Genomic DNA, 22,332 nt, shown 5'->3' with positions numbered 1-22,332 from the left:
CCCGGAACAACTCATCTGCGCCCGAAAGCGCCGCCGCTGTGGGCCGTTGCCCCGAAAGAGATGCGTATTCTACACCCTGCGCCGTGAGCGTCAACACGTTTTTTGAATAACCCGTAACATCGACACCAACAGCCGCTGCTACAGGCGCGCAATCACCCCTGGCTCGCGCTCTTCCTGCGCCGCAGTCGACGCCAAAGCCAGAACGCCGGGCCCGACAGGGTATACCCCAGGAACGCGAGGAACAGGATGACAGGCGGCTCAATGGCGACTACCGCGAAGGCCAGCACCACCAGCAGTATGGCCGCAAAAGGCACCCGCCCCTTGAGATCCAGATCCTTGCCGGAGTAGTACAGCACATTGCTCACCATGAGCGTGCCTGCGCCCGCGACAAGAACGACCGCCAGCACCTCCAGCCACCATGACTGCTCCAGCCCATGAAGGCACCAGACCATGCCCGCGACCACTGCCGCCGCCGAGGGGCTCGGGAGCCCCACGAAATAGCGCTTGTCCACGGACCCGATCTGGGTGTTGAAGCGGGCCAGCCTGAGCGCCGACCCCGCCACATAGATGAAGGTCACAACCCAGCCCAGTTTGTCCAGGTCGTTAAGCACCCAGAAGAAGGCGACCAGCCCGGGAGCCACGCCAAAGGCGACCATATCCGCCAGGCTGTCGTACTCCTCCCCGAAACGGCTCTGGGTATTGGTCAGCCGCGCGACGCGACCGTCCAGGCCATCCAGGACCATGGAGACAAAAATGGCGACGGAGGCCATCGCGAAGTCACTGTTAGAGGCCGCCACAATGGCATAGAACCCCGAGAACAGCGACGCCGTGGTGAACAGGTTGGGAAGAAGGTAGATCCCGCGCTTACGCACACGGGACCCGCCCACAACCTCTTCCTCCACCACTTCGGCGCCCTCAACCTCCTCCTCTCCGGCCTCGGCCGGGGGCGACACGTCCTGCTCAGGTTCCGCCATCAGGCCACTTCTCCCTTCAATACTGCCGGGCACTGCAACACAATCTCACTCGTTGCCGACCAGGCGGCTTTTCTGCAGCCACGGCATCATGCCACGCAGCCGATCACCCACTTCGGTGATCTGGTGCTGCTCGGCAATACGGCGCTTGGCCTTGAGCGTGGGCTGACCTGCCTGGTTCTCAAGAATGAATTCACGCGCAAATTCACCGCTCTGGATCTCGTCCAGGCACTTGCGCATTTCTTTCTTGGTGTCCTCATTGATGATGCGCGGGCCACGGGTCACATCGCCATACTCAGCGGTATTGGAGATGGAGTAGCGCATGTCCGCAATGCCGCCCTGATAGAGCAGATCCACAATGAGCTTGAGCTCGTGCAGGCACTCGAAGTACGCCATTTCCGGCGCATAGCCCGCTTCCACCAGGGTCTCGAAGCCAGCCTGGATCAACGCGCTGGTACCGCCACACAGTACCATCTGCTCACCGAAGAGGTCGGTTTCAGTCTCTTCCTGGAAGCTGGTCTCGATGATGCCGGCACGACCTCCGCCGTTGGCCGAGGCATAGGAAAGCGCAGTGTCCTTGGCCTTACCAGTGGCGTCCTGTTTAACCGCGATCAGCGAGGGGACGCCACTGCCTTCAACATACTGGCTGCGGACGGTATGGCCGGGGCCCTTGGGCGCGATCATGATGACGTCCAGATCCGCACGCGGCTCGATCTGGTTGTAATGGATGTTGAAGCCATGAGCGAATGCCAGCGCGGCGCCCTTGCCGATGTTCGGCTCAATCTGCTGCTCGTACAGGGCCTTCTGGTGCTCGTCCGGAGTCAGGACCATGACCACGTCCGCGCCGTTCACGGCATCCTCGATGGTCTGCACTTTCAGGCCGGCTTCTTCCGCCTTCTTCCAGGAAGAGGAGCCCTGACGCAGACCAACAACCACGTTGCTGACGCCGGATTCCTTCAGGTTGTTGGCGTGGGCGTGCCCCTGGGAGCCGTAGCCGATGATGGCCACTTTCATGCCCTTGATGATGGAAAGATCACAGTCTTTATCGTAGTAGACCTGCATTACGTTCCCCTGTTCAGAGTGTCTTTAAATGGAGTTGGCGATTCAGAGCGACAGCACTTTCTCACCGCGGGCGATACCGGAGACGCCGGAGCGCACCACTTCCAGAACGCCCATGGTGCCAACCGCCTGGATGAAGGCATCGAGTTTCTCGCCATCACCGGTCAGCTGCACCGTGTAGACGGTGCTGGTCACGTCCACGATCTGACCTCGGAAGATGTCGACCGTACGCTTGATCTCGGCCCGCTGGGCCCCTGTGGCGCGCAGCTTGATCAGCATCAGCTCGCGCTCCACATGGCTGCCCTCGGTGAGATCGACCAGCTTGACCACCTCGATCAGCTTGTTGAGCTGCTTGGTGATCTGCTCAATGACCTTGTCCGAGCCCTCGGTGGTCAGCGTCAGCCGTGACAGCGTCGGGTCTTCCGTCGGCGCCACCGCCAGACTTTCGATGTTGTAGTTACGCTGGGAGAACAGCCCGACCACACGCGAGAGGGCGCCGGGCTCGTTCTCCATCAGGATCGATATGATTCGCCGCATAATATCAGACCCTCTCCGTCTTGCTGAGCCACATGTCCTTCATCGAGCCGCCGGCCACCTGCATCGGGTAAACGTGCTCGTAGGGGTCCACGTAGATATCGACGAAGACGAGCTGATCCTTCATGGCGAAGGCTTTCTCGAGCACGGGCTCAAGATCCTCGCGCCGGGTTACCGTGAACGCGACATGGCCATAGGCCTCGAACAGCTTCTCAAAGTTGGGCAGCGACTCCATGTACGAGTGCGCGTAACGCGACTCGTAGTTCATGTCCTGCCACTGCTTGACCATGCCCAGGGCCTGGTTGTTCAGATTGATGATCTTCACCGGCAGGTGGTACTGCTTGCAGGTGGACAGCTCCTGGATGTTCATCTGGATGCTGCCCTCACCGGTCACGCACACCACCTCCTGTTCGGGCATGTGCAGCTTGATGCCCATGGCCGCCGGGAACCCGAAGCCCATGGTCCCCAGCCCGCCGGAGTTGATCCAGCGGTTGGGTTTGTCGAACGGATAGAACTGGGCAGCGAACATCTGGTGCTGACCAACATCCGAGGTGACGTAGGCATCCCCTTTGGTAACGCGATAGAGGGCCTGGATCGCCTCCTGGGGCATGATGTTGTCGCCGTTCTGCTCGTAATGGTAGCGCGAACGGTACTGGCCCCATTCCCGGATCTGCTTCCACCACGCCCCAAGCGCCTCCTGGTCGGGCTGCTCCTCGCTTTCACGCACCAGCGAGAGCATCTCCTCAAGTACCGAGTCGACCGGGCCCACAATGGGAACGTCCGCCTGGACCGTCTTGGAGATGGAGGCCGGATCAATGTCCACATGAACGATGCGGGCACCGGGACAGAACTTGTCCGTGGCATTGGTCACCCGGTCATCAAACCGGGCCCCGATCGCCAGCACCAGGTCGGAATGATGCATGGCCATATTGGATTCGTAGCTGCCATGCATGCCCAGCCACCCCAGCGACTGCTCATCGGTAGCCGGAAAGCCACCCAGCCCCATGATGGTATTGGTTACCGGGAACCCGAGCTCATGGGCCAGGTCCGTCAGCTGCTGTGAGGCCTTGCCCAGGACCACGCCACCACCGGCATAGATGACCGGACGGCGGGCATTCATCATCATGTCCACGGCTCGACGGATCTGACCGGCATGGCCACGCACTGCGGGGTTGTAGGAGCGCATGCTCACCTTTTCCGGGTACTCGTACTCAAAGCGCCCGTTCGGTGCGGTCATGTCCTTGGGAATATCAATCACCACCGGCCCCGGCCGACCACTCTTGGCGAGATAGAACGCCTTTTTGACGAGCTGGGGAATCTCGGAGGGATGCCGGACCGTCATGTTGTGCTTCACGATCGGCCGGGAGACGCCGATCATGTCGGTCTCCTGGAAGGCATCCTCACCAATGAGATGGGAAGCAACCTGGCCACAGAGCACGACCATGGGAATGGAATCCATGGAGGCGGTTGCGATACCGGTAATGGTGTTGGTGGCGCCCGGACCGGAGGTCACGAGAACCACGCCGGGTTCACCGGTGGCGCGCGCATAGCCATCCGCCATATGCGTGGCGGCCTGCTCATGGCGCACAAGGATGTGTTTGACATCGTCCTGACGGAACAGCGCATCGTAGATGTGCAGCGCAGCCCCGCCCGGGTATCCGTATATGTATTCAACACCCTGGTCCTTGAGGGACCGGATGAGCATTTCGGCACCAGACAGTAATTCCACGTTGGATCACCCTCTTACACAGCAATCAATGTTCAATGTCTCTTCCACTGCCTGTGCCCTGGGGAAACGCTTCTTGTGAAAGCCGAATCGGGCTCTGTTCCACACCGCCCCGCGAGGAGGTTGGCTCCGGGGCAACTGCACCCTGAGGGTAAAGGTGTACAGCGGGTTGAGTGGTGTGGATGCCGAGGAATTACACTACCGGGATTGCCGCCATGCAATTCAACCGCCTACAGGCACCGTCAATTCTGACAGGGTGTGCCGGAGTGTCAACCGTAAGACCCTGCGTGACGGCACATTTTGCGATCAGCCTGTAATGGGCTAGATTCGGGAGTAAGATTGATCCACACCACGGAGCTCCGCCATGCGCATTTTCCGCCCGCTTTTCCTGCTTGCCGCCCTCTGCATTGCCCTGCCGGCGAGCGCTGAAATCTACCGCTGGACCAACGAGGCCGGCGAGACCAGCTTCGGCTCCAACCCACCTGCCGGGGTCGACGCTGAACCGGTTTCCACGGGCAGCACCAACACCATTGATACCGGCTCAAGGCAGGCCGACGCGGAAGGCGGGAACGCCGGTACGGACAGCGAGCAGTCGCAGGAAGCGGCAGCTGATGGCGAAACGCAGGACGGGAAAGAGCAGCAGGAAAGAGAGGCGATCCGCGAGCAGAACTGTGAAGCGGCCCGCCAGGCACTGAAGACCCTGGAGCAGAACGCCCGGGTCCAGGTTATGGAGGATGGGGAGCGCCGCTACCTTTCCCCGGAGGAAAAGGAAGCGGAACGCGAACGTTACGAAAAAATCCGTGACGAGAACTGCGACTGAGGCCTCAAGCCTCAGTCCGCAGTAAAGCGGAAGGCATCGCCTTCCACATTCGCCTGGATGGTGGTGCCCGGCTGGAATTCGCCCTCCAGCAGCTGCTGGGAAAGCGGATTCTCGATGTAGCGCTGGATGGCCCGCTTGAGCGGCCGTGCGCCATAGACCGGGTCATAACCCACACCGGCGATCTTCTTCATCGCCTCCTCGGAGAGGCTCAGACTCAGCTCCTGCTCAGCCAGACGCGCATTGAGCTGGTCGATCTGGATCTGGGCAATGCCCTCGATCTGCTCCTCGTCGAGCGGATGGAAGACCACCACATCGTCGACCCGGTTAATGAACTCGGGCCGGAAGTGGCTGCTCACCACATCCATCACTGAGCTCTTCATCTGCTCGTACTGGCCTTCGCCGGCCATGGTCTGGATGATGTCCGAGCCCAGGTTCGAGGTCATCACGATCACGGTGTTGCGGAAATCCACCGTACGCCCCTGGCCATCGGTCAGGCGGCCATCATCCAGGACCTGGAGCAGGATGTTGAAGACATCGCCATGCGCCTTTTCAACCTCATCCAGCAGCAGCACTGAGTAGGGCCGGCGCCGTACCGCCTCGGTCAGATAGCCGCCCTGTTCATAGCCGACGTAACCCGGCGGTGCACCAATGAGCCGTGCCACGGAATGCTTCTCCATGAATTCCGACATATCGATGCGCACCATGGCTTCCTCGGTATCGAACAGGAAGTTCGCCAGTGCCTTGCAGAGCTCGGTCTTACCCACCCCGGTGGGACCAAGGAACAGGAAGGAGCCATTGGGGCGGTGCGGATCCGACAGACCGGCACGCGAACGGCGCACCGCGTTGGCCACGGCACTGATGGCCTCATCCTGCCCGATCACCCGCTCATGCAGGCTCTGCTCCATACGCAGGAGCTTGTCCTTCTCGCCCTCGAGCATCTTGGAAACCGGGATGCCAGTCCACTTGCCGACAACCTCGGCGATCTCCTCGTCCGTCACCCGGTTGCGCAGCAGCGACATCTCCATCATCTCCGCCTGGCTCGCCCGGTCAAGCTGGCGCTCCAGCTCCGGGATCTGGCCATACTGGATCTCGGACATGCGCTGGAGATCCCCGGTACGGCGGGCGTTGTCCAGCTCGATGCGCGCCTCTTCCAGTTGCTCCTTCACCCTCTGGGCGCCATGGAGAGAGGCCTTCTCGGTGTTCCAGACCTCCTCCAGATCCGCGTACTCCTTCTCGAGATCCGCGATCTGTTCCGAAAGCTCATCCAGGCGTTTCTTCGAGGCCTCATCCTTCTCCTTCTTGAGCGCTTCGCGCTCGATCTTGAGCTGGATCAGGCGCCGCTCGAGCCGGTCCAGGGATTCCGGCTTGGAATCCATCTCGATCCGGATCTGACTGGCCGCCTCGTCCACCAGGTCGATGGCCTTGTCCGGCAGCTTGCGGTCCGTGATATAGCGATTGGAAAGCTTGGCCGCGGCAATGATGGCGCCGTCGGTCACCTCCACGCCGTGATGGACTTCATAGCGCTCCTTGAGCCCACGCAGGATGGCGATGGTGTCCTCCTCGGTGGGCTCGTTAACCATCACCTTCTGGAAACGGCGCTCCAGGGCGGCATCCTTCTCGATGTTCTCACGGTATTCGTCCAGGGTGGTCGCCCCCACGCAGTGGAGCTCGCCCCTGGCCAGCGCCGGCTTGAGCATATTGCCCGCATCCATGGAACCTTCGGTCTTGCCCGCACCAACCATGGTGTGGAGCTCGTCAATGAACAGGATCACCTGCCCTTCTTCCTTGCCGAGCTCGTTCAGCACCGCCTTGAGGCGTTCCTCAAAGTCGCCGCGATACTTGGCACCTGCAAGCAGTGCGCCCAGATCCAGGGCCAGAACCCGTTTGTCCCTGAGCCCATCGGGCACCTCGCCGTCCACGATCCGCTGGGCCAGCCCTTCGATGATGGCAGTCTTGCCCACACCGGGCTCGCCGATCAGAACCGGGTTGTTTTTCTGGCGGCGCTGCAGTACCTGGATCGTCCGCCGGATCTCATCATCCCGGCCGATCACCGGATCCAGCTTACCGTCCCGGGCCCGGGCGGTGAGATCCGAGGTATACTTGTCCAGAGCCTCACGATTTTCCTCTGCTGAGGGGTCGTCCACGGTCTCACCTCCACGCATGCTGTCGATGGCCTGGGCCATCGAGTCCTTGGTAACGCCGAATTCCCGGAAGACCTTGCCCAGGGGGCCCTTGTCCTCGGTTGCGGCGAGCAGGAAAAGCTCACTTGAGATATAGCCATCACCACGCTGCTGGGCGAGCTTGTCCGTCATGTTGAGCAGACGGCCCAGCTCCTGGCCCATCTGGACATCGCCCTGGTTGTCCTTGACACGCGCCAGGCCATCGATGCCCTCGGCCACGGACTGGCGGAAGCGGTTGGGGTCCACACTCAGCTGCTGCAGCAGCCCGCGGGTGCCGCCGTCCTTCTGGTCAAGCAGCGCCTGCATCAGGTGCAGGGGCTCAATGGTGTTGTTGTCGTTCCCGACCGCCAGTGACTGGGCATCCGCCAGTGCGTTCTGGAGCCGGCTCGTCATCTTGTCGATTCGCATCGATTCATTCTCCCACTGTTCCAGGAACCGTGTGGTGCCTTCACCAACGGTTGCTCATTTTGGCTTTGTGGGGAGATATTGGGGCTTTTGCTGGCTCTTCAAGCGTTGTCAAGCCAGATCAGGGATGCCATGCGGCCTGTGGTGCCGTCACGACGGTAGGAAAAGAAATCCGCCTCATCCCAGTAGGTACAGGCGCAGCCTCCAAAAACGCGCTTGACTCCGGCAGTCTCAAGCCGCTGCCTGGCAAGGCCGTAGAGGTCCGCATACCAGGTTTCACCCAGCGGGGAAGCCGGGTGGAAATGGAGACCGGCTTCCGGGTCCTCCGCGATGAAGGTGGCACGGACCTCATCGCCCACCTCAAAGGCGGAGGGCCCGATGGCGGGCCCCAGGTACGCCAGAACCCGCGACGGTTCCGGGAAAACACCCAGGGCTGCCTCCAGTACACCATCCGCCAGTCCCCGCCAGCCGGCATGGGCCACGGCAACACGGGATCCTCGATCATCGCAGAACAGCACCGGGAGGCAGTCCGCTGTCATGACCACACAGGCCTGACCCGGCTGGTCCGTCCAGGCCGCATCCGCCACCGGCGTCTGTTCCATGGCGGGGACACGCACCACCCGGTTGCCATGAACCTGTTCAAGCCAGTGAACAGCCCCTGGAGCCAGCCCGCTGACTCGGGTCAGCTTTGCCCGGTTGGCGTGCACGGCCCCCGCGTCGTCGTTCACATGAAAACCGAGATTGAAGCTGCGCCAGGGACCACTACTGAAACCACCGCGGCGCGTGGTGACCAGGGATCGAATCCCGGCAGGTGCGGGCCAGTCCGGAACGAAGACGCTTTCGTCAGACTCCGTGATCATGAAGCGGACCGCCTTTCCTCAAAAGCAGACAGGGCATCCAGAAGCTGACGGAAATCCGCGGGCAGCGGCGCCTCCCACTCGCAGAACTCGTCGGTGGCCGGATGCGCCAGCTCAAGGCGGGCCGCATGCAGGGCCTGGCGGCGGAACCCGTCCAGCGCGGACCGAAGCTCCTCATCCGTCCCTCTGGGATAGCGCATACGGCTTCCATAGACCGGGTCACCGAGCAGCGGATGACGGATGTGTGCCATGTGGACCCGGATCTGATGGGTCCGCCCGCTCTCCAGCTGGCAGCGGATGTGGCTGAACCCGGCCATGCGCCTGACCAGCCGGTAATGTGTGACCGCCGGGCGGCCATCGGGCACCACGGCCATTTTCTTGCGCTGCTGGGGATGGCGACCGATGGGCTGCTCAATCCGGCCACCGCCGGTCAGTTCCCCGAGACAGACGGCCTGGTATTCGCGCCCCATACGCCGTTCCTGCAGCTGCGCCACCAGGGATGTATGCGCCTCCAGGCTACGGGCCACCACCATGATGCCGCTGGTGTCCTTGTCCAGCCGGTGCACGATCCCCGCCCGGGGAATACGCTCCAGCTCCGGGGCATGATGGAGAAGCGCGTTGACCAGGGTCCCCGCCTCGTGGCCGGCAGCGGGGTGAACCACCAGACCCGCCGGCTTGTTCAGCACGATCAGATGCTCATCCTCATGGATGATGTCCAGATCGATGGCCTCCGCTTCCCAGGTGACCTCAGCCTCCGCTTGTGCTGCTACGTCCACCCGGTCGTCCACCAGTACCCGATCCCGCGGCCGGCGTTTCTCGCCGTTGACCGTGAGCTCGCCGGAGCGCACCCACCCCTGGATGCGCGAGCGTGAATGCTCCGGCATCAGCCGTGCCACGGCCTGGTCCAACCGCTGGTCGCTGAGTTCCGGCGGTACACTGAAGCTTGCCTCGATGCGTTCTGTGCCGCTTGTCATGGATTGTGCTGTCCTGCCCTCTGCTGGTTCCGAATCATGATCCCGGCCGTTACAATGGCCGTCAACTCACACCCTTTTACATCACAGTATACAGGTAATCGCATGACGCGCCGGTCGCTGCCCCATTCCGAAGGTTCCATCCAGCGCACTGCGGGCCGGATTCTCGCTCCCGTGCTCACCGCCCTGCTTCTGGCCGGCTGTGCCAGCACCGGGGAGGAAACACTGCCCGAGGAGGAGTACTACGAACAGGCCCGCAGTTCCATGAACGCCGGCAACTTCGAGTCCGCCCAACAGAACCTGGAGGCACTGGAGACCTACTACCCCTTCGGACGGTATGCGGAACAGGCCCAGCTGGACCTGATCTATGCCCGCTACCAGAACCTCGACCTCCAGGGTGCGCGCAGCGCGGCAGACCGTTTCCTGCGGCTGAACCCCCAGAGCGAGAACGCGGACTACGCGCTCTACATGCGCGGCATAGCTTCCTATTACATGGACCTGGGGCTGGCCGCACGCTACTTCCCCATTGAAGTAGACGCCCGCGATCCCGGACAGCAGCTCCAGGCCTTCGAGGATTTCTCACAGCTGGTCAGCCGCTATCCGGAAAGCCAGTACACCGCCGACGCCCGCCAGCGCATGATCGCCATCCGTAACCGGATGGCCGGGCAGGAGCTGGCGGCAGCGCAGTACTACATCAAGCGGCAAGCCTATATCGCGGCACTGAACCGCGCACGAACCGTGGTTGAGGAATACAACCGAACGCCGGCGGTGGAAGAGGCGCTGGTCATCATGGCCGAGATGTACGCCCGCCTGGGCCTGAATCAGGAACGCAAGGACACCGCACGCGTGCTCGCCCAGAACTTCCCGGACAACCCGGCGCTGAACGATGACGGACGCTTCACCCGCCAGACTTTCGGTATCCGGGACCGCTCCCTGACCAGCGTACTGACCTTCGGGCTCATGGGCGGCCCGGAAGACGAGGAGTGACGGGCTTCAGTCGCCCGCCTGCCACCGATTGGTGATCGGATAGCGCCGATCCCGCCCGAAAGCACGCCGCGTGATGCGGGTGCCAATGGGGGCCTGGCGGCGCTTGTACTCGTTGATATCCACCAGCCGGACCGCCCGCAGCACATCCTCCCGGTCATACCCCTCGGCGATGATGCCCTCCGCGCTGACATCCTGCTCCACATAGCGCTCAAGGATCCGATCCAGCACCTCGTAGGGCGGCAGGCTGTCCTCATCCTTCTGATCCGGTGCCAGCTCTGCCGACGGCGGACGCTCGATGATCCGCTGCGGAATCGCCTCCTCTGCCCGGTTACGCCAGCGTGAAAGCCTGTAGACCAGTGTCTTGGACACGTCCTTGAGCACACTGAAGCCACCGGCCATGTCGCCGTAGAGGGTGGAGTAGCCCACGGCAAGCTCGCTCTTGTTGCCGGTGGTCAGAACAATGCTGCCGAACTTGTTGGAAAGGCTCATCAGCAGGGTGCCACGGATCCGGGCCTGCAGATTCTCCTCGGTGGTATCCACGGCGCGGTCGCCAAAAGGTTCGGCCAGTGCCCCCATGAAAGCATCGTAGATGGATTCAATGGACAGCACCCGGTACTCAACACCCAGACCATCCGCCATGCGCTCGGCATCCTCCAGACTCATACCCGAGGTGTACCGGAACGGCATCATCACCGCGGATACCCGGTCCGCACCCAGTGCATCGACCGCCACCACCAGCGTCAGGGCGGAATCAATCCCCCCGGAAAGGCCGAGCACCACCGAGGGGAAACCGTTCTTACCGATGTAGTCGCGCAGCCCCACGCACAGGGCCCGGTAGACCAGTGCATCCTCATCGGGTTCCGGTGCCAGCTCCGTCTCCGCCAGGTTTCCATCACCATCCAGCTGCACCGGATGCAGCGCCTCATCAAAGCGCGGCGCCCGGGCGCACTCTCGGCCGTAACCGTCAAAAGCCAGTGAACCGCCATCAAAGACCAGTTCATCCTGGCCACCCACAAGGTTCACGTAGATGATGCCCAGATTGTGCGCACGGGCCAGTGTGGCCAGCCGCTCCCGCCGCTCCGGCTGGCGTTCCAGATGGTAGGGGGAGGCATTCAGATTGATGAGCAGACGGGCTCCGCTATCAGCCGCCCCAACCGCCGGCTGATCGTGCCAGATATCCTCACAGATGGTGATGGCAACCGGCAGCCCCCGCAGCTCAAACACACTGGTGGCCGTTCCCGGAACGAACCACCGCTTCTCGTCAAACACATCCTGGTTGGGCAGGTACTGCTTTGCGGCCTGCCCAAGCACCTGGCCGGAGTCCAGCACCATGGCCGCATTGACCAGGCCCTCATCCGTAACCCGGGGAGCGCCAAAGATCAGGATGGCCTCCGGCATGGCCTCCGCAATGTGTTCCAGTGCGCGCTCCACCCTGGTCCCCAGACTCGGCCGCAGCAGCAGGTCTTCGGGGGGATAGCCCGTCAGCGCCAGCTCCGGGAAAACCACAATGTCCGCCCCATGCGACTGAACCGCGTCATGGGCCATTGAAAGCATCCCTTCGGCATTACCGGGGATATCCCCGACCGTGGCATTGAACTGGGCCATAACGACCCGCAAACCCGCTGTCATTCCCCTGTCTCCTGTCACCATGGACGCTGGGACGCTATTATAACCACCTGAATCCATTTTGACGTTCCACTCACACGGAGTCTCCATGGAGGCGTCGCCACAGGCCGCGCGGAAGGACCAGCGGGCCCGTCTTTTCCGCATCTACAACTACTACCGGATCGTCATCAGCCTGCTGCTGGTGGCACTGCTGCTGCTTGAGACGGATCTGGTCGGCACCAGACTGCACAACGAATGGCTGTTCCAGGCCACGGCCCTCACCTACCTGGCGATGAACATCGTCACGGGCATGCTGCTGCTGGCCGGCTATGCGCTCCGCCCCTGGCACATCACAGTCTCCATCCTGGCGGACATACTGATGATCCACCTGCTCGCCTTCTTCAGCGGCGGCATCAGCAGCGGCATCGTGAACCTGGGTATCATCAGCGTGGCAGCGGGCAATATCCTGGTTCCCGGCCGGATCGGCATCTTCTACGCCGCACTGGCCACGCTGGCATCGCTGGTTACAGCCGCGCTGCTCCTGCTGCAGGGACTGTCCGGTGTGGATGACATCGTCCGGGCCGGCGTCATGGGGCTTATCTACTTTGCCGCCGCCTTCCTGCTCCAGAACATCACCCGCCGCCTGGCCTCCAGTGAACAGCTGGCCTCGGAACGGGCCCGCAGCATTGAGGAGCTGGAACAGCTCAACCACCAGATCATCCAGCGCATGCATACCGGCATCCTGGTCGCGGAGCCCAATGGGGCCCTCCGGATGGCCAACGCCGCTTCCGGCGAGCTGCTGCTGGGAGAACGCACGGCAGCCCCAAGACTGACCATCCTGCCCCAGGCGCTCAAGCAGCGCCTTGATCAATGGCTTGAGCAGCCTGGCGAACGCACACCACCATTCCAGGCCCGCAACGACACGCCCAGCGTTCAGGCGAATTTCATGCGTCTGGACAGCCCACTGGAGCATCTGGTCCTGATCTTTCTGGAAGACACGGGCAAGATCGTCCAGCAGGCCCAGCAGATGAAACTGGCCTCCCTCGGGCGACTCACCGCCGGCATTGCCCACGAGATCCGCAACCCCCTGGGCGCGATCAGCCATGCCGCCCAGCTCCTGGGCGAGTCCGAGACCGCGGATGACGGCGACCGCCGGATGGCCGGCATCATCCAGCGCCACAGTGAACGGGTGAACGCGATCATCGAGAATGTGCTGGAGCTCTCGCGGCGACGCACGACCAGCGTCCGCCTGATGGATCTGGGCGAGTGGCTGGCCGGGGTGGTCAACGACTATGTGGAGACAGTCCAGGAGCCGGTACTGATCGATCTCAAGCTCTCGGGTGTTCCCGGATCAGCCCGTTTTGACCCCTCACAGCTGCAACAGGCACTGACCAACCTGATTGATAATGGCCTGCGCTACAGCCGTCAGCGAACCGGCCGCCTCCAGCTCACGGTGCGGACCGGCGTGACCGAGGACGGTCAGAGGGCCTATATTGATGTGCAGGATTACGGCCCGGGGCTGGATGAGACCCAACAGGCCTCGCTGTTCGAACCGTTCCACACCACCGAACAGGAAGGCACCGGCCTGGGACTCTATCTGGCACGGGAACTGTGCGAGGCCAACCAGGCCCGGCTCTTCCTGCTGGAGAGCGGCGAGACCGGATGCTGTTTCCGCATCACCTTTGCCCACCCGGGGCGCCGCGCTCTGGATTTCAGTGCCTCGGGCGCCAACCTGACAGGGAATGAACCATGACCGATTACAGGGCCCTGATTGTCGACGACGAGCCGGACATCCGGGAACTGCTTGATATTACACTCAGCCGGATGGCTGTTGAGTGCACCACCGCCGCCACCCTGGGTGAAGCGCGTGACCTGCTCGCCAACCAGGTCTTCCACCTATGCCTGACCGACATGAGCCTGCCGGATGGCAACGGCATTGACCTGGTCGACTGGATACAGAGCCAGTGCCCGGACATACCGGTAGCGGTGATCACCGCCTATGGCAGCATGGATTCCGCGATAACGGCGCTCAAGACCGGCGCCTTCGATTTTGTCTCCAAGCCCGTGGAACTGCCGCGCCTGCGGGAGCTGGTGGAAAGTGCGCTGCGACTGCCCCCGGAAAACGCAGGCGAGGACCAGGGAACCACTGGCGCCGGAGACGAGGAGCTGTTGCTCGGCGAGTCGCCGGAAATTGACACACTCCGGCGCCAGGCCCGCAAGGTCGCGCGCAGCCAGGCCCCGGTCTACATCAGCGGTGAGTCCGGTAGCGGCAAGGAACTGGTGGCCCGGCTGATCCATGAACACGGGCCCCGCCGGGAGCATGCTTTCGTGCCCGTCAACTGCGGCGCCATTCCCCAGGAACTGATGGAGAGCGAGTTCTTTGGCCACCGCAAGGGCAGCTTTACCGGCGCTACCGAGAACCGTGAGGGGCTCTTCCAGGCTGCGCATCAGGGCACCCTGTTTCTGGATGAGGTCGCGGACCTGCCGCTGCCCATGCAGGTGAAACTGCTGCGGGCCATCCAGGAGAAGCGCATCCGGCCTGTCGGGGCCAAGGAGGAGGTTGCCGTGGACGTGCGTATCCTCAGCGCCACGCACCGCAACCTGGCCGCGCTGGTGGAGGACGGCCTCTTCCGTCAGGACCTGTTCTATCGGATCAACGTGATTGAACTGAGGGTGCCTTCCCTGCGCGAGCGTACCGCTGATATCCCGATACTGGCCCGGCACATCCTGGAACGCCTGGCACGGGACTACGATCTGCCACCGGCCCAGCTCAGCGACGACGCGGTAACCGCCCTGCAGGCCCACCCGTTCCCGGGCAACGTACGGGAGCTGGAGAACTGCCTGGAGCGGGCCTTCACCCTGAGCGAGGAGGATGTGATCCGGGGCGAGGACCTCCAGCTCAATGGTGCCCCCTCAACAGGGTTGGCCCCGGAGGAGAGTGCGGGCATTCCGGAGCCTGGGGAGAGCGGCATGGACCTGGAGTCCTACCTGGAATCCATCGAGCGCACCACCATCGAGAAAGCTCTGGCCCAGACCGAAGGCAACAAGACGGCAGCCGCGCGCTGGCTGGGGATCAGCTTCCGGGCCCTGCGTTACAAGCTCAAGAAACTGGGCATGGAGTAGCACTTCCGCGAATCCGTTCGTTGCCCTCCGGGGCCCTCTTTGCCTAGAATCCGCTCATCCGAACAGGGATTGAACGGATCAGACAGAAGAGGACTCAGGGATGAGACGCACGGAACGCGGCGTGACGCTGCTTGAACTGATCATCGTCATTGCAGTACTGGCCATTGTGACCACCACCATGATCCCCGGACTGCAGAAGCTCTTCGAGAACACCTCCCGCCGGACCCAAATGCAGAGCATGGTGGGGCTGTTCCATCTTGCCCGAACCCAGGCCGTCAGCCAGGGCACCATCGTGACCATCTGCCCCCTGGATGACAGCAATGAATGCACCGGGAACTGGCAGAAACCGGTGCATGTCTTTGCGGATCCTGAAAACCAGCGCGCGCTCACGGCCGGCCGGCAATCACTGCGCATCAAGGAACCATCGGAATCCGGCTCATGGACAGTAAGAGTGGGCAACCGGGGCTATTTCCAGTACCGCCCGAACGGCATGGTCCGCGGAACCCTCGGCAATCTGACCTGGTGCCCGGAAAGCGGTGACGAGAAAAATGCCGGACAGCTCATCATCAATATGGGCGGGCGCTTACGCTACGCTCAGGACCACTCTGGAGATGGGATCGTTCAGGGCAGCAACGGGAAACCCGTCACCTGCCCCTGAGCGCATTCACCAGCAGTCACTACCCCCAGCACCACGGTTACCCTGGTTATCCAGGGTCAGCGTACCGCAGTCGTCGCCACTCTGCCCGTTCTTTGGCTGGGCCTGGAGCGTGAAGGAATTCTGGGTAACACTGCCACTGAAGCTGATGTCATAGAACGCATCCCCGGAATCATACTCACGCGGTGAGTGACTGAAGGGAAGCGTGGGTGCGCTGTCATCATCGTTCAGGTAACTGAAGTTCTCGCTATAACGGCGCTCCATCCACTGCGCCAACTCCATCAGGTCCCCCTGGGCCGTGGTACGCCGCGTGCGCTCCACATGGTCCTGGTAAGTGGGGAAGGCGATGGCGGCGATGATGCCGATGATGGCGACAACGATCATCAGCTCGACAAGCGTGAAACCACGCGACCTCGACGCAGCGTTCCGCTGATATCCTTCCCACTCAGTCATTTTAACCTCGTCCGGATACGGCTAACGGTATTACTGTAATCATTCTTGTGGATGACGGTAATCGTCGAGCCCACGGTTAAGCGCTGAAGAACCTTCTCTCGATCCAGATCCACCCCATCAACCTTCAGTTCACGGGGTATCGTAAACTGACGACCTTCCAACACAATCGTATGGTCCTTCCAGTCCACAGCGCTGATCGCCCCCTGGACACGACTCCCCGAGTCGTTCGTCGCGGGAGACAACCGATCAGACTGAGCAGTGGCTGTGCCGAAAGCTAGCCCCAGAGCAAGAGTCAGGACACCTGTAATCAGACCAAGCCGCCCGTTTCTGATCCTACCGTTAGCACTCGTATACCAATTCATTCAATCATCTCCTGCCAGCCCTGCCGGCCAAGCCGCTCATCATCATCCGGGATATCGGTTTCCTCAACGTCCACTTCGCCCGTGGAAAGGGGTGTAAATCGATAATCCCCCAGGAATGCGGACTGACTGGCAATGCCATCCACTTTCCGATACGCCGTTACCTTTCCATCATAGGCCTCGAAGAGTGGCCTTTCCGGAGTCAGACCGCGAAGCCCAAACGCCATGACCCGTGTTTGCCCGCCGGCAACGCAGGGGTTATCGGAGGGTATGGTGGAATTCACGAAAATGTATTCGCCCCGGACCTGCGGTGACAACGTCAGGCGCTCCCCTTCCGGATCCTGGTCCGCAACCTTCAGGTCCACATACCAGCCACTGTCCAGATTGGTCTCGTCCACTGCCTCGGAGAACAGCACTTCTGCCCCATCCGACGCATCGGTATCCTCCTGGAGCTCCCTGGGCGCAAGATCACTCCGCTGAACTTCAGAGGTGCCGATATCGCGAACAGCGTAAAGGCTCTGAAGGCTCTTATCCCCTAGGTCATCGTTGTTCAGATACTGCCCGGTACCAAACAGAACGTAGAGGTCAGGCTCTCCCCCCTCGTTCGAAAGGGCGTTGGGAATCACCAGGGGAGCCGCTGTTATGGGCTGATCATCCCCATCAATTGTAGCACCTTCGTACAGGGGTAATGCCGTTTCATTCTTACCCTGCCCCTCGGTGTAGGCCGACTCAAATCCCTTGCTGCCGGACTTTGCTACCCAGAGATTGCCTGCAAGATCACCGCCGTAGATCCTGTCCGCGATGCTGTCACCATCCTTATCGTAGACGGCGACCGGGGAAAGACCCGTTGCATCGGTGCCTGTCTCGAAGGAAACAAACTCATAGTCATCGCCTTCAGTCCAGGTTCCATCCAGGCCACCCTCAAGATCCAGCATGAAGAACCCGGTCGCATCCTCCTCCGGGTTGTAGCCATTACCGAAGAACGCCGTCCAACGCATGTCGTTATTACCCCAGGGGGCCTTGGCAATGATTGGCGGTTCGGTGATGTACCCCATCCTGGGATCATCTTCATGAGTGAATTCCCAGAGTACCGTCTCCGCAGCCGTGGCCTCCGAAATGGAATCCGGATCGGTCACGTCAAGCGCGAATATGGCTCTTCCGCCAAAACGGGAACCGCCAATAAGGACCGTGCGCCAGTCCGCGGAACCGGTGATGTCTCCGTTACTGTCCTTTCCTTTAATAAACGCATCGGATACCAACGGTGCCAGGTCAACGTAATAGTCATGGCGGTAATCCTGCGATGTTAGATGGTGGAGACCATTGCCAGGCTCATCCGAGAAAATCGCCGATGGCATGAACGCAAACATCTCGTCACCGCCATTCTCAGTGGCCCTGAACCCGTGCAGCATGCCGTCATTGGCTCCCGCGTAGATGACCGGCGTGCGATCTTTTTTATCAGAGCGGAAATCCGAATAGCGGTTACCGTCTTCGCCGAATTCATCATTGTCCGGCCATCCGGATGCGGGCTCAGAAACGCGCACCGGCGTTGAGTTGACAATATCACCAAGCCTTGAGTCCCTTTCCCTGAAATCGCCAGTGCCACTCCCCTCCATGGAGCGGTCACCTTTCAGGTAGTCCAACCGGTTCTGCGCCCGAGTATCCCGTTCCGCGCTCGTGCCGGAGCCAAATCGCAGGTCACCAACCTGTTCATCCGAGAGCACCGACTGGTCCCATTCAAAGGCCACACCGGTCCCGCCTACAGCCGTCATGATTTCCCGCTCCTGCCAATCCATGGCATCCAACTTATCCGCCGCGGACCAGACCGGCTCCCCCACCTGGGGATTATCCAGGTTGTCATCAGTTTCAAGCGGGCGGGCGTCGAGATCCCCACTCCAGTTCAGGGAATCAAAACGGGCACCGAAAATCAGCGAGTCCTCTTCGAGAGTTGCGGTGTCAAAAGTGACACCGGAAGAAGACCCCGTCATGTCAATGTAGTCGCTGAGAAGCTTGGATAAGTCATTGGCGAACCGCTTGGGCTCGGTCGCACTGAACGAACCGCCTCTACTGTTGATGCCGGCATGAAGGAGATCATCAATCTTGGCGGAATCACTGTCGGCAGGGTCCGGCCACTCGAGGTCCTCATCATTACTGATTGCCTCCGAGACATCACTTTCAGTGATGCTGCCGGTAACGCCGAGTCCAATACCGTAGGTACTCATATGCTGCCAGAATGCCGGATTATCCTCTGTCGTCGGCACCCGGTTAGCGACGCTGGGTTGCAGGTCCCTGACCCAATACTCCATCGCCACATCCGCCAGGGTATTGCTGTGCTCGTCCGCATAGGGTGACCCGGATTCATAGGTATACGTCTCGCTGTCCGGACCACTTATACCGTCTCCGTTCGAGCCATCCACATTCCCCACTCCGGGGTTGCCGCCGCTGTAATAGCCATCGGTCATCAGAATCGCCGCGCTCTGACGACACTCGATGAAGGTGTCAGCAGATTGCCCATCCTCTACCCCTGGTTCGTCTGCCCACGGCCCTTCATCGGATTCACTTTCGTAATACCCCCCGATCGTATCAAGTGCATTCCTTAGGGGAGTGCCGCCACCCGCATTATGCGTTTGCAGCCATTCGAAAAACTCAGTCCGGTCCTCTCCGCTGAACGGCCGGACCCCACGCTCAACCCAGCTGGAGTTAATCGTGTCATAGCCAATCCTCATGCTTTCCGGCTGATCGATGAAAGCCTCGGTAATGCCCAGCCTGGATGACAGTTCACGAGTACGGTAGTACGCGTACCAGTTCGCAAAAGCCTGTTTTTCCTCGTCAGTACTCGGATGTTTTCTGGCACTGAAGCAACTGTCAGGTGGTATCAGTGTATCGCACCCCGAACCATCCTGAAGCTCGTAATAGAAAGCCTCATCAAGGTATCCATTGGGATCGGTACCATCGGCCAGCATGAAACCACCGCCGTGGAAATAGGGATCCATAAGGGCGGCATACCGTGTTCCAAGGTCAACCGTCACAGGGTTATCCGTTCGGGCGGCCGCGTACCCATCCACCCAGGCATTGGTGTAGTCGGCATCCGGATAGGAAGAGCCATCGGGCTTCAGAGGCGGGGGATACGTCGCATCAGGGTCAAAGTACAGGTCATTGGTGCTTGGAGACGCGAGATACCTGGCATCCTCGTCAACATCACAAAGGCGGTAAGTCTGGCCTGCGTAATTATATCGCCTACCAGTACAGTCGAGTGACCCAAAATTATTACCACCATCAAGCTCATCCGGCATAAAGCCCCACCTCATGGAGCCGCTGTCATCAAGGATGAACATCAGGTTGGGATCCGCCGTTGACGCAATAAACAATGGCGTATCGGAAAGTGTGACATCGTCAGCGGATGCAATCGTTGCCGTTGCCATTGCGCCCAACGCGACGATAACCGTCCGTAATTTGCCCGTATTCATGATGACTACCCCGCTACCCTCAGATCTGGCGTGTATAGAAGACTTCAATCATGCGCTGCCCCCGACCGGAGGGGCCTTCGGCCCGCACAACAATGCGGAAAGCATGGGTATCAGAACCTCCACTATCATGTTGGTAACCGCCAATATTGCCGTCGGTTAACTCTTCAGGCGCAAACCCTTCGCCCATATATTCAATGAAATACCGGGGCGTCACCCCCTCAACCGAATCGGCGGTTCGCGTCTGTGTAGAATCACTGGCCCAGATATCCGCGCTATGGGGATCCGGAGATTGCTCGCCGTCTTCTGTCGCATCGTAAAGCCCGTCACTTCCATCGAACTCCGTGAGGGTCACAACGTCCTCCTCGATCCAGGTTTCGGCGTCCTGAGCCCCGGACTCGGCAATCTCCAGCGCCATCACCCCTTCACGCTGCGCCGTGCTCATGCGCTCCTGCATCAGGCTGCCCTCCATTCCGGAAATCGCGAGAAGAGACAGAACCAGCAGCAGAATCAGAGCCAGTAACAGCGCGCTGCCATACTCCTGCTGACGATACATATCACCCTCCTACCCTGTTGCGCAGCGTACTGACGCTGGTGTAGACCCTGTAAAGATGCCGGTCACCCGCCGTGGTTCTCAGCCCGGGGTTGCTCTCGCAGTCCAGCCATCCGGGATAGCAATAGGTCTGAGGCTCCTCGACCACATCCTCATTGCGGGAACGCACGAGAAAGCTGTAACGCACGGCCAACGCCTGCTGAGCATCCGAGGCGCTGCCCGGATCACTCCACTGGTCAACACTCCCGTCTCCCGACGTGTCCCGACCATACTGGATCTGCATACCCCATATATTGCTGACGAGCTCCTCCTCTCTGGATGTGGAGTACTGCCCAACGGTGCCATTGCCATCGGCCTGCATATCCAGGGTGTTGAAAGCAAGCGAACGTCGCCCATCATCATCCCGTATGTAGTATGCAACTCTGCTCGGCCGGAAGAACTTGGCCCCCTGGGAATAGGCCGACTGGTTCTGTCGGTCGTTGCCGGGGCTGCCAGTACCTGTATTAACCGTAAACCCGTTGTTCCGCGTGTTACTCACCTGAAAAACATCCGCTGCCTGGCAATTACTGATGATCAGGATGTCACCGTCGTTGACCAGGGCCTGCGGATTCTGGCCAGAAAAAATCGTGGCCGAGTTGACGGGTGTCTGCGTCGTAGCTGTTAATAATGCATTGCCCTGCACACCGCCAAAGCGTATGACATCGGATCCAGCGACGGCCCCGAAACCATTGCTACCGCCAACGTTGTCATCACCCCCAAGGGTTGTGAACATGGAATCGATATCTTCGACATTATTGTTCAGCATGCATGAAAACGGCTGATCCCCATCACCACCGTCGGGACAAGTCAGATTTTCCGGTGGATCCATACACCCCCAGTACCCCGCGTTCCGGATAGCCCGCCCGAGAATATCCATAGCCATACGTCCGGACTCCTGAACCCGTGCACTGGCTTCGTTCAAGCGGAATGTATCGCTGTTACTCGTAAAGATGTAGACCATCCCCATCGTGAGAAAGCTGGCAAGCAACAGGGCTACCATCAGCTCCCCCACCGAGAGGCCACGCTGGTTACCGTAACCGTCAGTCATTGTTCATCCTCGCCTGCATGGTGAAGGATTCATCCCGCTCGCCGTCGTCCTCGAAACGGTCCCGTTCCTTCCATTCCAGAGTTACTTCCAGCATGTCGTCATTCATTTCCATATCCATATCCGCATCGGTACCCAGCACATCATCCATGCGGCGCTGGAGATCCGCCGGCACACTGGCTGGTATATCGCCATTGTTGGCCCTGACCCGATCCGCCATTTCCGAAACAAGCATGGTCGCGGTTGTTCGTTTATGCGCCAGGTTGGTCTGCTCCAACGCCACCAACTGGGTGCTGGCAATTCCAAGGAGTCCGATCGCCAGAATCACGACCGCAACAAGCACCTCAACCAAAGAGAGCCCTCTCTCGGAACGTCCTTCTGCCAGAGATCCCGTTTTCATGGGCAGTCCTCCTCGGTGGTTGTCACCTGACCGCCGCGGCTGATATCAATGCGCCGATCATTGCCTCCACTGTCTCCACAAAGCCGTAGCGTTTCGTTACTTGTTGCCAGACCATTCCCCCGGAAGGTT

The 22,332-nt window shown here is 60.7% G+C and carries 18 protein-coding genes; 5 read left to right on the top strand and 13 right to left on the bottom strand.

Annotated elements, in window-relative coordinates:
* Positions 1–152 precede the first annotated feature (152 nt).
* From pssA to QZ501_RS10270, 4 genes are read right to left on the bottom strand one after another with little or no spacing between them, the layout of a single operon-like run.
* A complete protein-coding gene (gene pssA / locus QZ501_RS10285) occupies positions 153–974 on the bottom strand; it encodes a CDP-diacylglycerol--serine O-phosphatidyltransferase (protein WP_151440315.1) in 822 nt (273 codons plus the stop codon).
* Between the two features lie 45 nt (positions 975–1,019).
* Positions 1,020–2,033, bottom strand: coding sequence for a ketol-acid reductoisomerase (ilvC, locus tag QZ501_RS10280; protein ID WP_095618040.1), 1,014 nt, complete (start codon positions 2,031–2,033; stop codon positions 1,020–1,022).
* A gap of 42 nt (positions 2,034–2,075) precedes the next feature.
* Positions 2,076–2,567 (bottom strand): acetolactate synthase small subunit, encoded by a 492-nt coding sequence (gene ilvN, locus QZ501_RS10275; protein WP_077529096.1) that lies wholly within the window; start codon positions 2,565–2,567, stop codon positions 2,076–2,078.
* 4 nt (positions 2,568–2,571) lie between these two features.
* A complete protein-coding gene (locus tag QZ501_RS10270; protein ID WP_151440317.1) occupies positions 2,572–4,293 on the bottom strand; it encodes an acetolactate synthase 3 large subunit in 1,722 nt (573 codons plus the stop codon).
* Between the two features lie 361 nt (positions 4,294–4,654).
* Between QZ501_RS10270 and QZ501_RS10265 the strand changes: the two genes are divergently transcribed.
* On the top strand, positions 4,655–5,110 hold the full coding sequence (locus tag QZ501_RS10265; protein ID WP_151440318.1) for a DUF4124 domain-containing protein: 456 nt from the start codon (positions 4,655–4,657) through the stop codon (positions 5,108–5,110).
* A gap of 11 nt (positions 5,111–5,121) precedes the next feature.
* On the opposite strand, the gene clpB is transcribed toward QZ501_RS10265, so the two are convergent.
* From clpB to rluD, 3 genes are all read right to left on the bottom strand, one after another.
* Positions 5,122–7,698: an ATP-dependent chaperone ClpB gene (gene clpB, locus QZ501_RS10260; RefSeq protein ID WP_151440319.1), complete on the bottom strand. Its 2,577-nt coding sequence runs from the start codon at positions 7,696–7,698 to the stop codon at positions 5,122–5,124.
* Positions 7,699–7,796: 98 nt separating this feature from the next.
* Positions 7,797–8,555 (bottom strand): peptidoglycan editing factor PgeF, encoded by a 759-nt coding sequence (gene pgeF, locus QZ501_RS10255; RefSeq protein ID WP_151440320.1) that lies wholly within the window; start codon positions 8,553–8,555, stop codon positions 7,797–7,799.
* The gene (rluD, locus tag QZ501_RS10250; RefSeq protein ID WP_151440321.1) at positions 8,552–9,526 is read right to left on the bottom strand and encodes a 23S rRNA pseudouridine(1911/1915/1917) synthase RluD; all 975 of its coding nucleotides are present in this window, start codon (positions 9,524–9,526) and stop codon (positions 8,552–8,554) included. The genes pgeF and rluD overlap by 4 nt, the downstream gene beginning before the upstream one ends.
* Positions 9,527–9,628: 102 nt before the next feature.
* Here rluD and QZ501_RS10245 point away from each other — a divergent pair, with 102 nt between their 5' ends.
* Positions 9,629–10,510: an outer membrane protein assembly factor BamD gene (locus QZ501_RS10245; RefSeq protein WP_151440322.1), complete on the top strand. Its 882-nt coding sequence runs from the start codon at positions 9,629–9,631 to the stop codon at positions 10,508–10,510.
* Between the two features lie 6 nt (positions 10,511–10,516).
* On the opposite strand, the gene QZ501_RS10240 is transcribed toward QZ501_RS10245, so the two are convergent.
* Positions 10,517–12,139, bottom strand: coding sequence for an NAD+ synthase (locus tag QZ501_RS10240; protein ID WP_295719249.1), 1,623 nt, complete (start codon positions 12,137–12,139; stop codon positions 10,517–10,519).
* Between the two features lie 85 nt (positions 12,140–12,224).
* Here QZ501_RS10240 and QZ501_RS10235 point away from each other — a divergent pair, with 85 nt between their 5' ends.
* The 3 genes from QZ501_RS10235 (at position 12,225) to QZ501_RS10225 (ending at position 15,896) form a co-directional block, all read left to right on the top strand.
* A complete protein-coding gene (locus tag QZ501_RS10235) occupies positions 12,225–13,868 on the top strand; it encodes an ATP-binding protein (protein ID WP_295719247.1) in 1,644 nt (547 codons plus the stop codon).
* Positions 13,865–15,238 (top strand): sigma-54 dependent transcriptional regulator, encoded by a 1,374-nt coding sequence (locus tag QZ501_RS10230; RefSeq protein ID WP_295719245.1) that lies wholly within the window; start codon positions 13,865–13,867, stop codon positions 15,236–15,238. The genes QZ501_RS10235 and QZ501_RS10230 overlap by 4 nt, the downstream gene beginning before the upstream one ends.
* Positions 15,239–15,338: 100 nt before the next feature.
* Complete coding sequence (locus QZ501_RS10225) at positions 15,339–15,896, top strand: GspH/FimT family pseudopilin (protein ID WP_295719242.1); 558 nt, start codon at positions 15,339–15,341, stop codon at positions 15,894–15,896.
* Between the two features lie 6 nt (positions 15,897–15,902).
* Here the strand turns inward: QZ501_RS10225 and QZ501_RS10220 are convergent, their stop codons facing one another.
* The 5 genes from QZ501_RS10220 to pilV all read right to left on the bottom strand — a co-directional run bounded on the left by QZ501_RS10220 (position 15,903) and on the right by pilV (position 22,203).
* Positions 15,903–16,346 (bottom strand): type IV pilin protein, encoded by a 444-nt coding sequence (locus QZ501_RS10220; RefSeq protein WP_151440326.1) that lies wholly within the window; start codon positions 16,344–16,346, stop codon positions 15,903–15,905.
* Between the two features lie 358 nt (positions 16,347–16,704).
* Positions 16,705–19,164, bottom strand: coding sequence for a PilC/PilY family type IV pilus protein (locus QZ501_RS10215; RefSeq protein WP_295719238.1), 2,460 nt, complete (start codon positions 19,162–19,164; stop codon positions 16,705–16,707).
* A 1,024-nt stretch (positions 19,165–20,188) separates the two neighbouring features.
* Positions 20,189–20,722, bottom strand: a complete 534-nt coding sequence (locus tag QZ501_RS10210; protein WP_151440328.1) for a PilX N-terminal domain-containing pilus assembly protein — start codon at positions 20,720–20,722, stop codon at positions 20,189–20,191.
* A 1-nt stretch (position 20,723) separates the two neighbouring features.
* Positions 20,724–21,806, bottom strand: coding sequence for a PilW family protein (locus QZ501_RS10205; RefSeq protein ID WP_295719234.1), 1,083 nt, complete (start codon positions 21,804–21,806; stop codon positions 20,724–20,726).
* Positions 21,799–22,203, bottom strand: a complete 405-nt coding sequence (gene pilV / locus QZ501_RS10200) for a type IV pilus modification protein PilV (protein ID WP_151440330.1) — start codon at positions 22,201–22,203, stop codon at positions 21,799–21,801. The genes QZ501_RS10205 and pilV overlap by 8 nt, the downstream gene beginning before the upstream one ends.
* Between the last annotated feature and the right edge of the window lie 129 nt (positions 22,204–22,332).

It is taken from the genome of uncultured Halovibrio sp., assembly GCF_913056445.1.
Lineage (GTDB): Bacteria > Pseudomonadota > Gammaproteobacteria > Pseudomonadales > Oleiphilaceae > Halospina > Halospina utahensis_B.
Note: the sequence above shows the minus strand (reverse complement) of the source record. Positions and strands in the feature narration are given on the sequence as shown.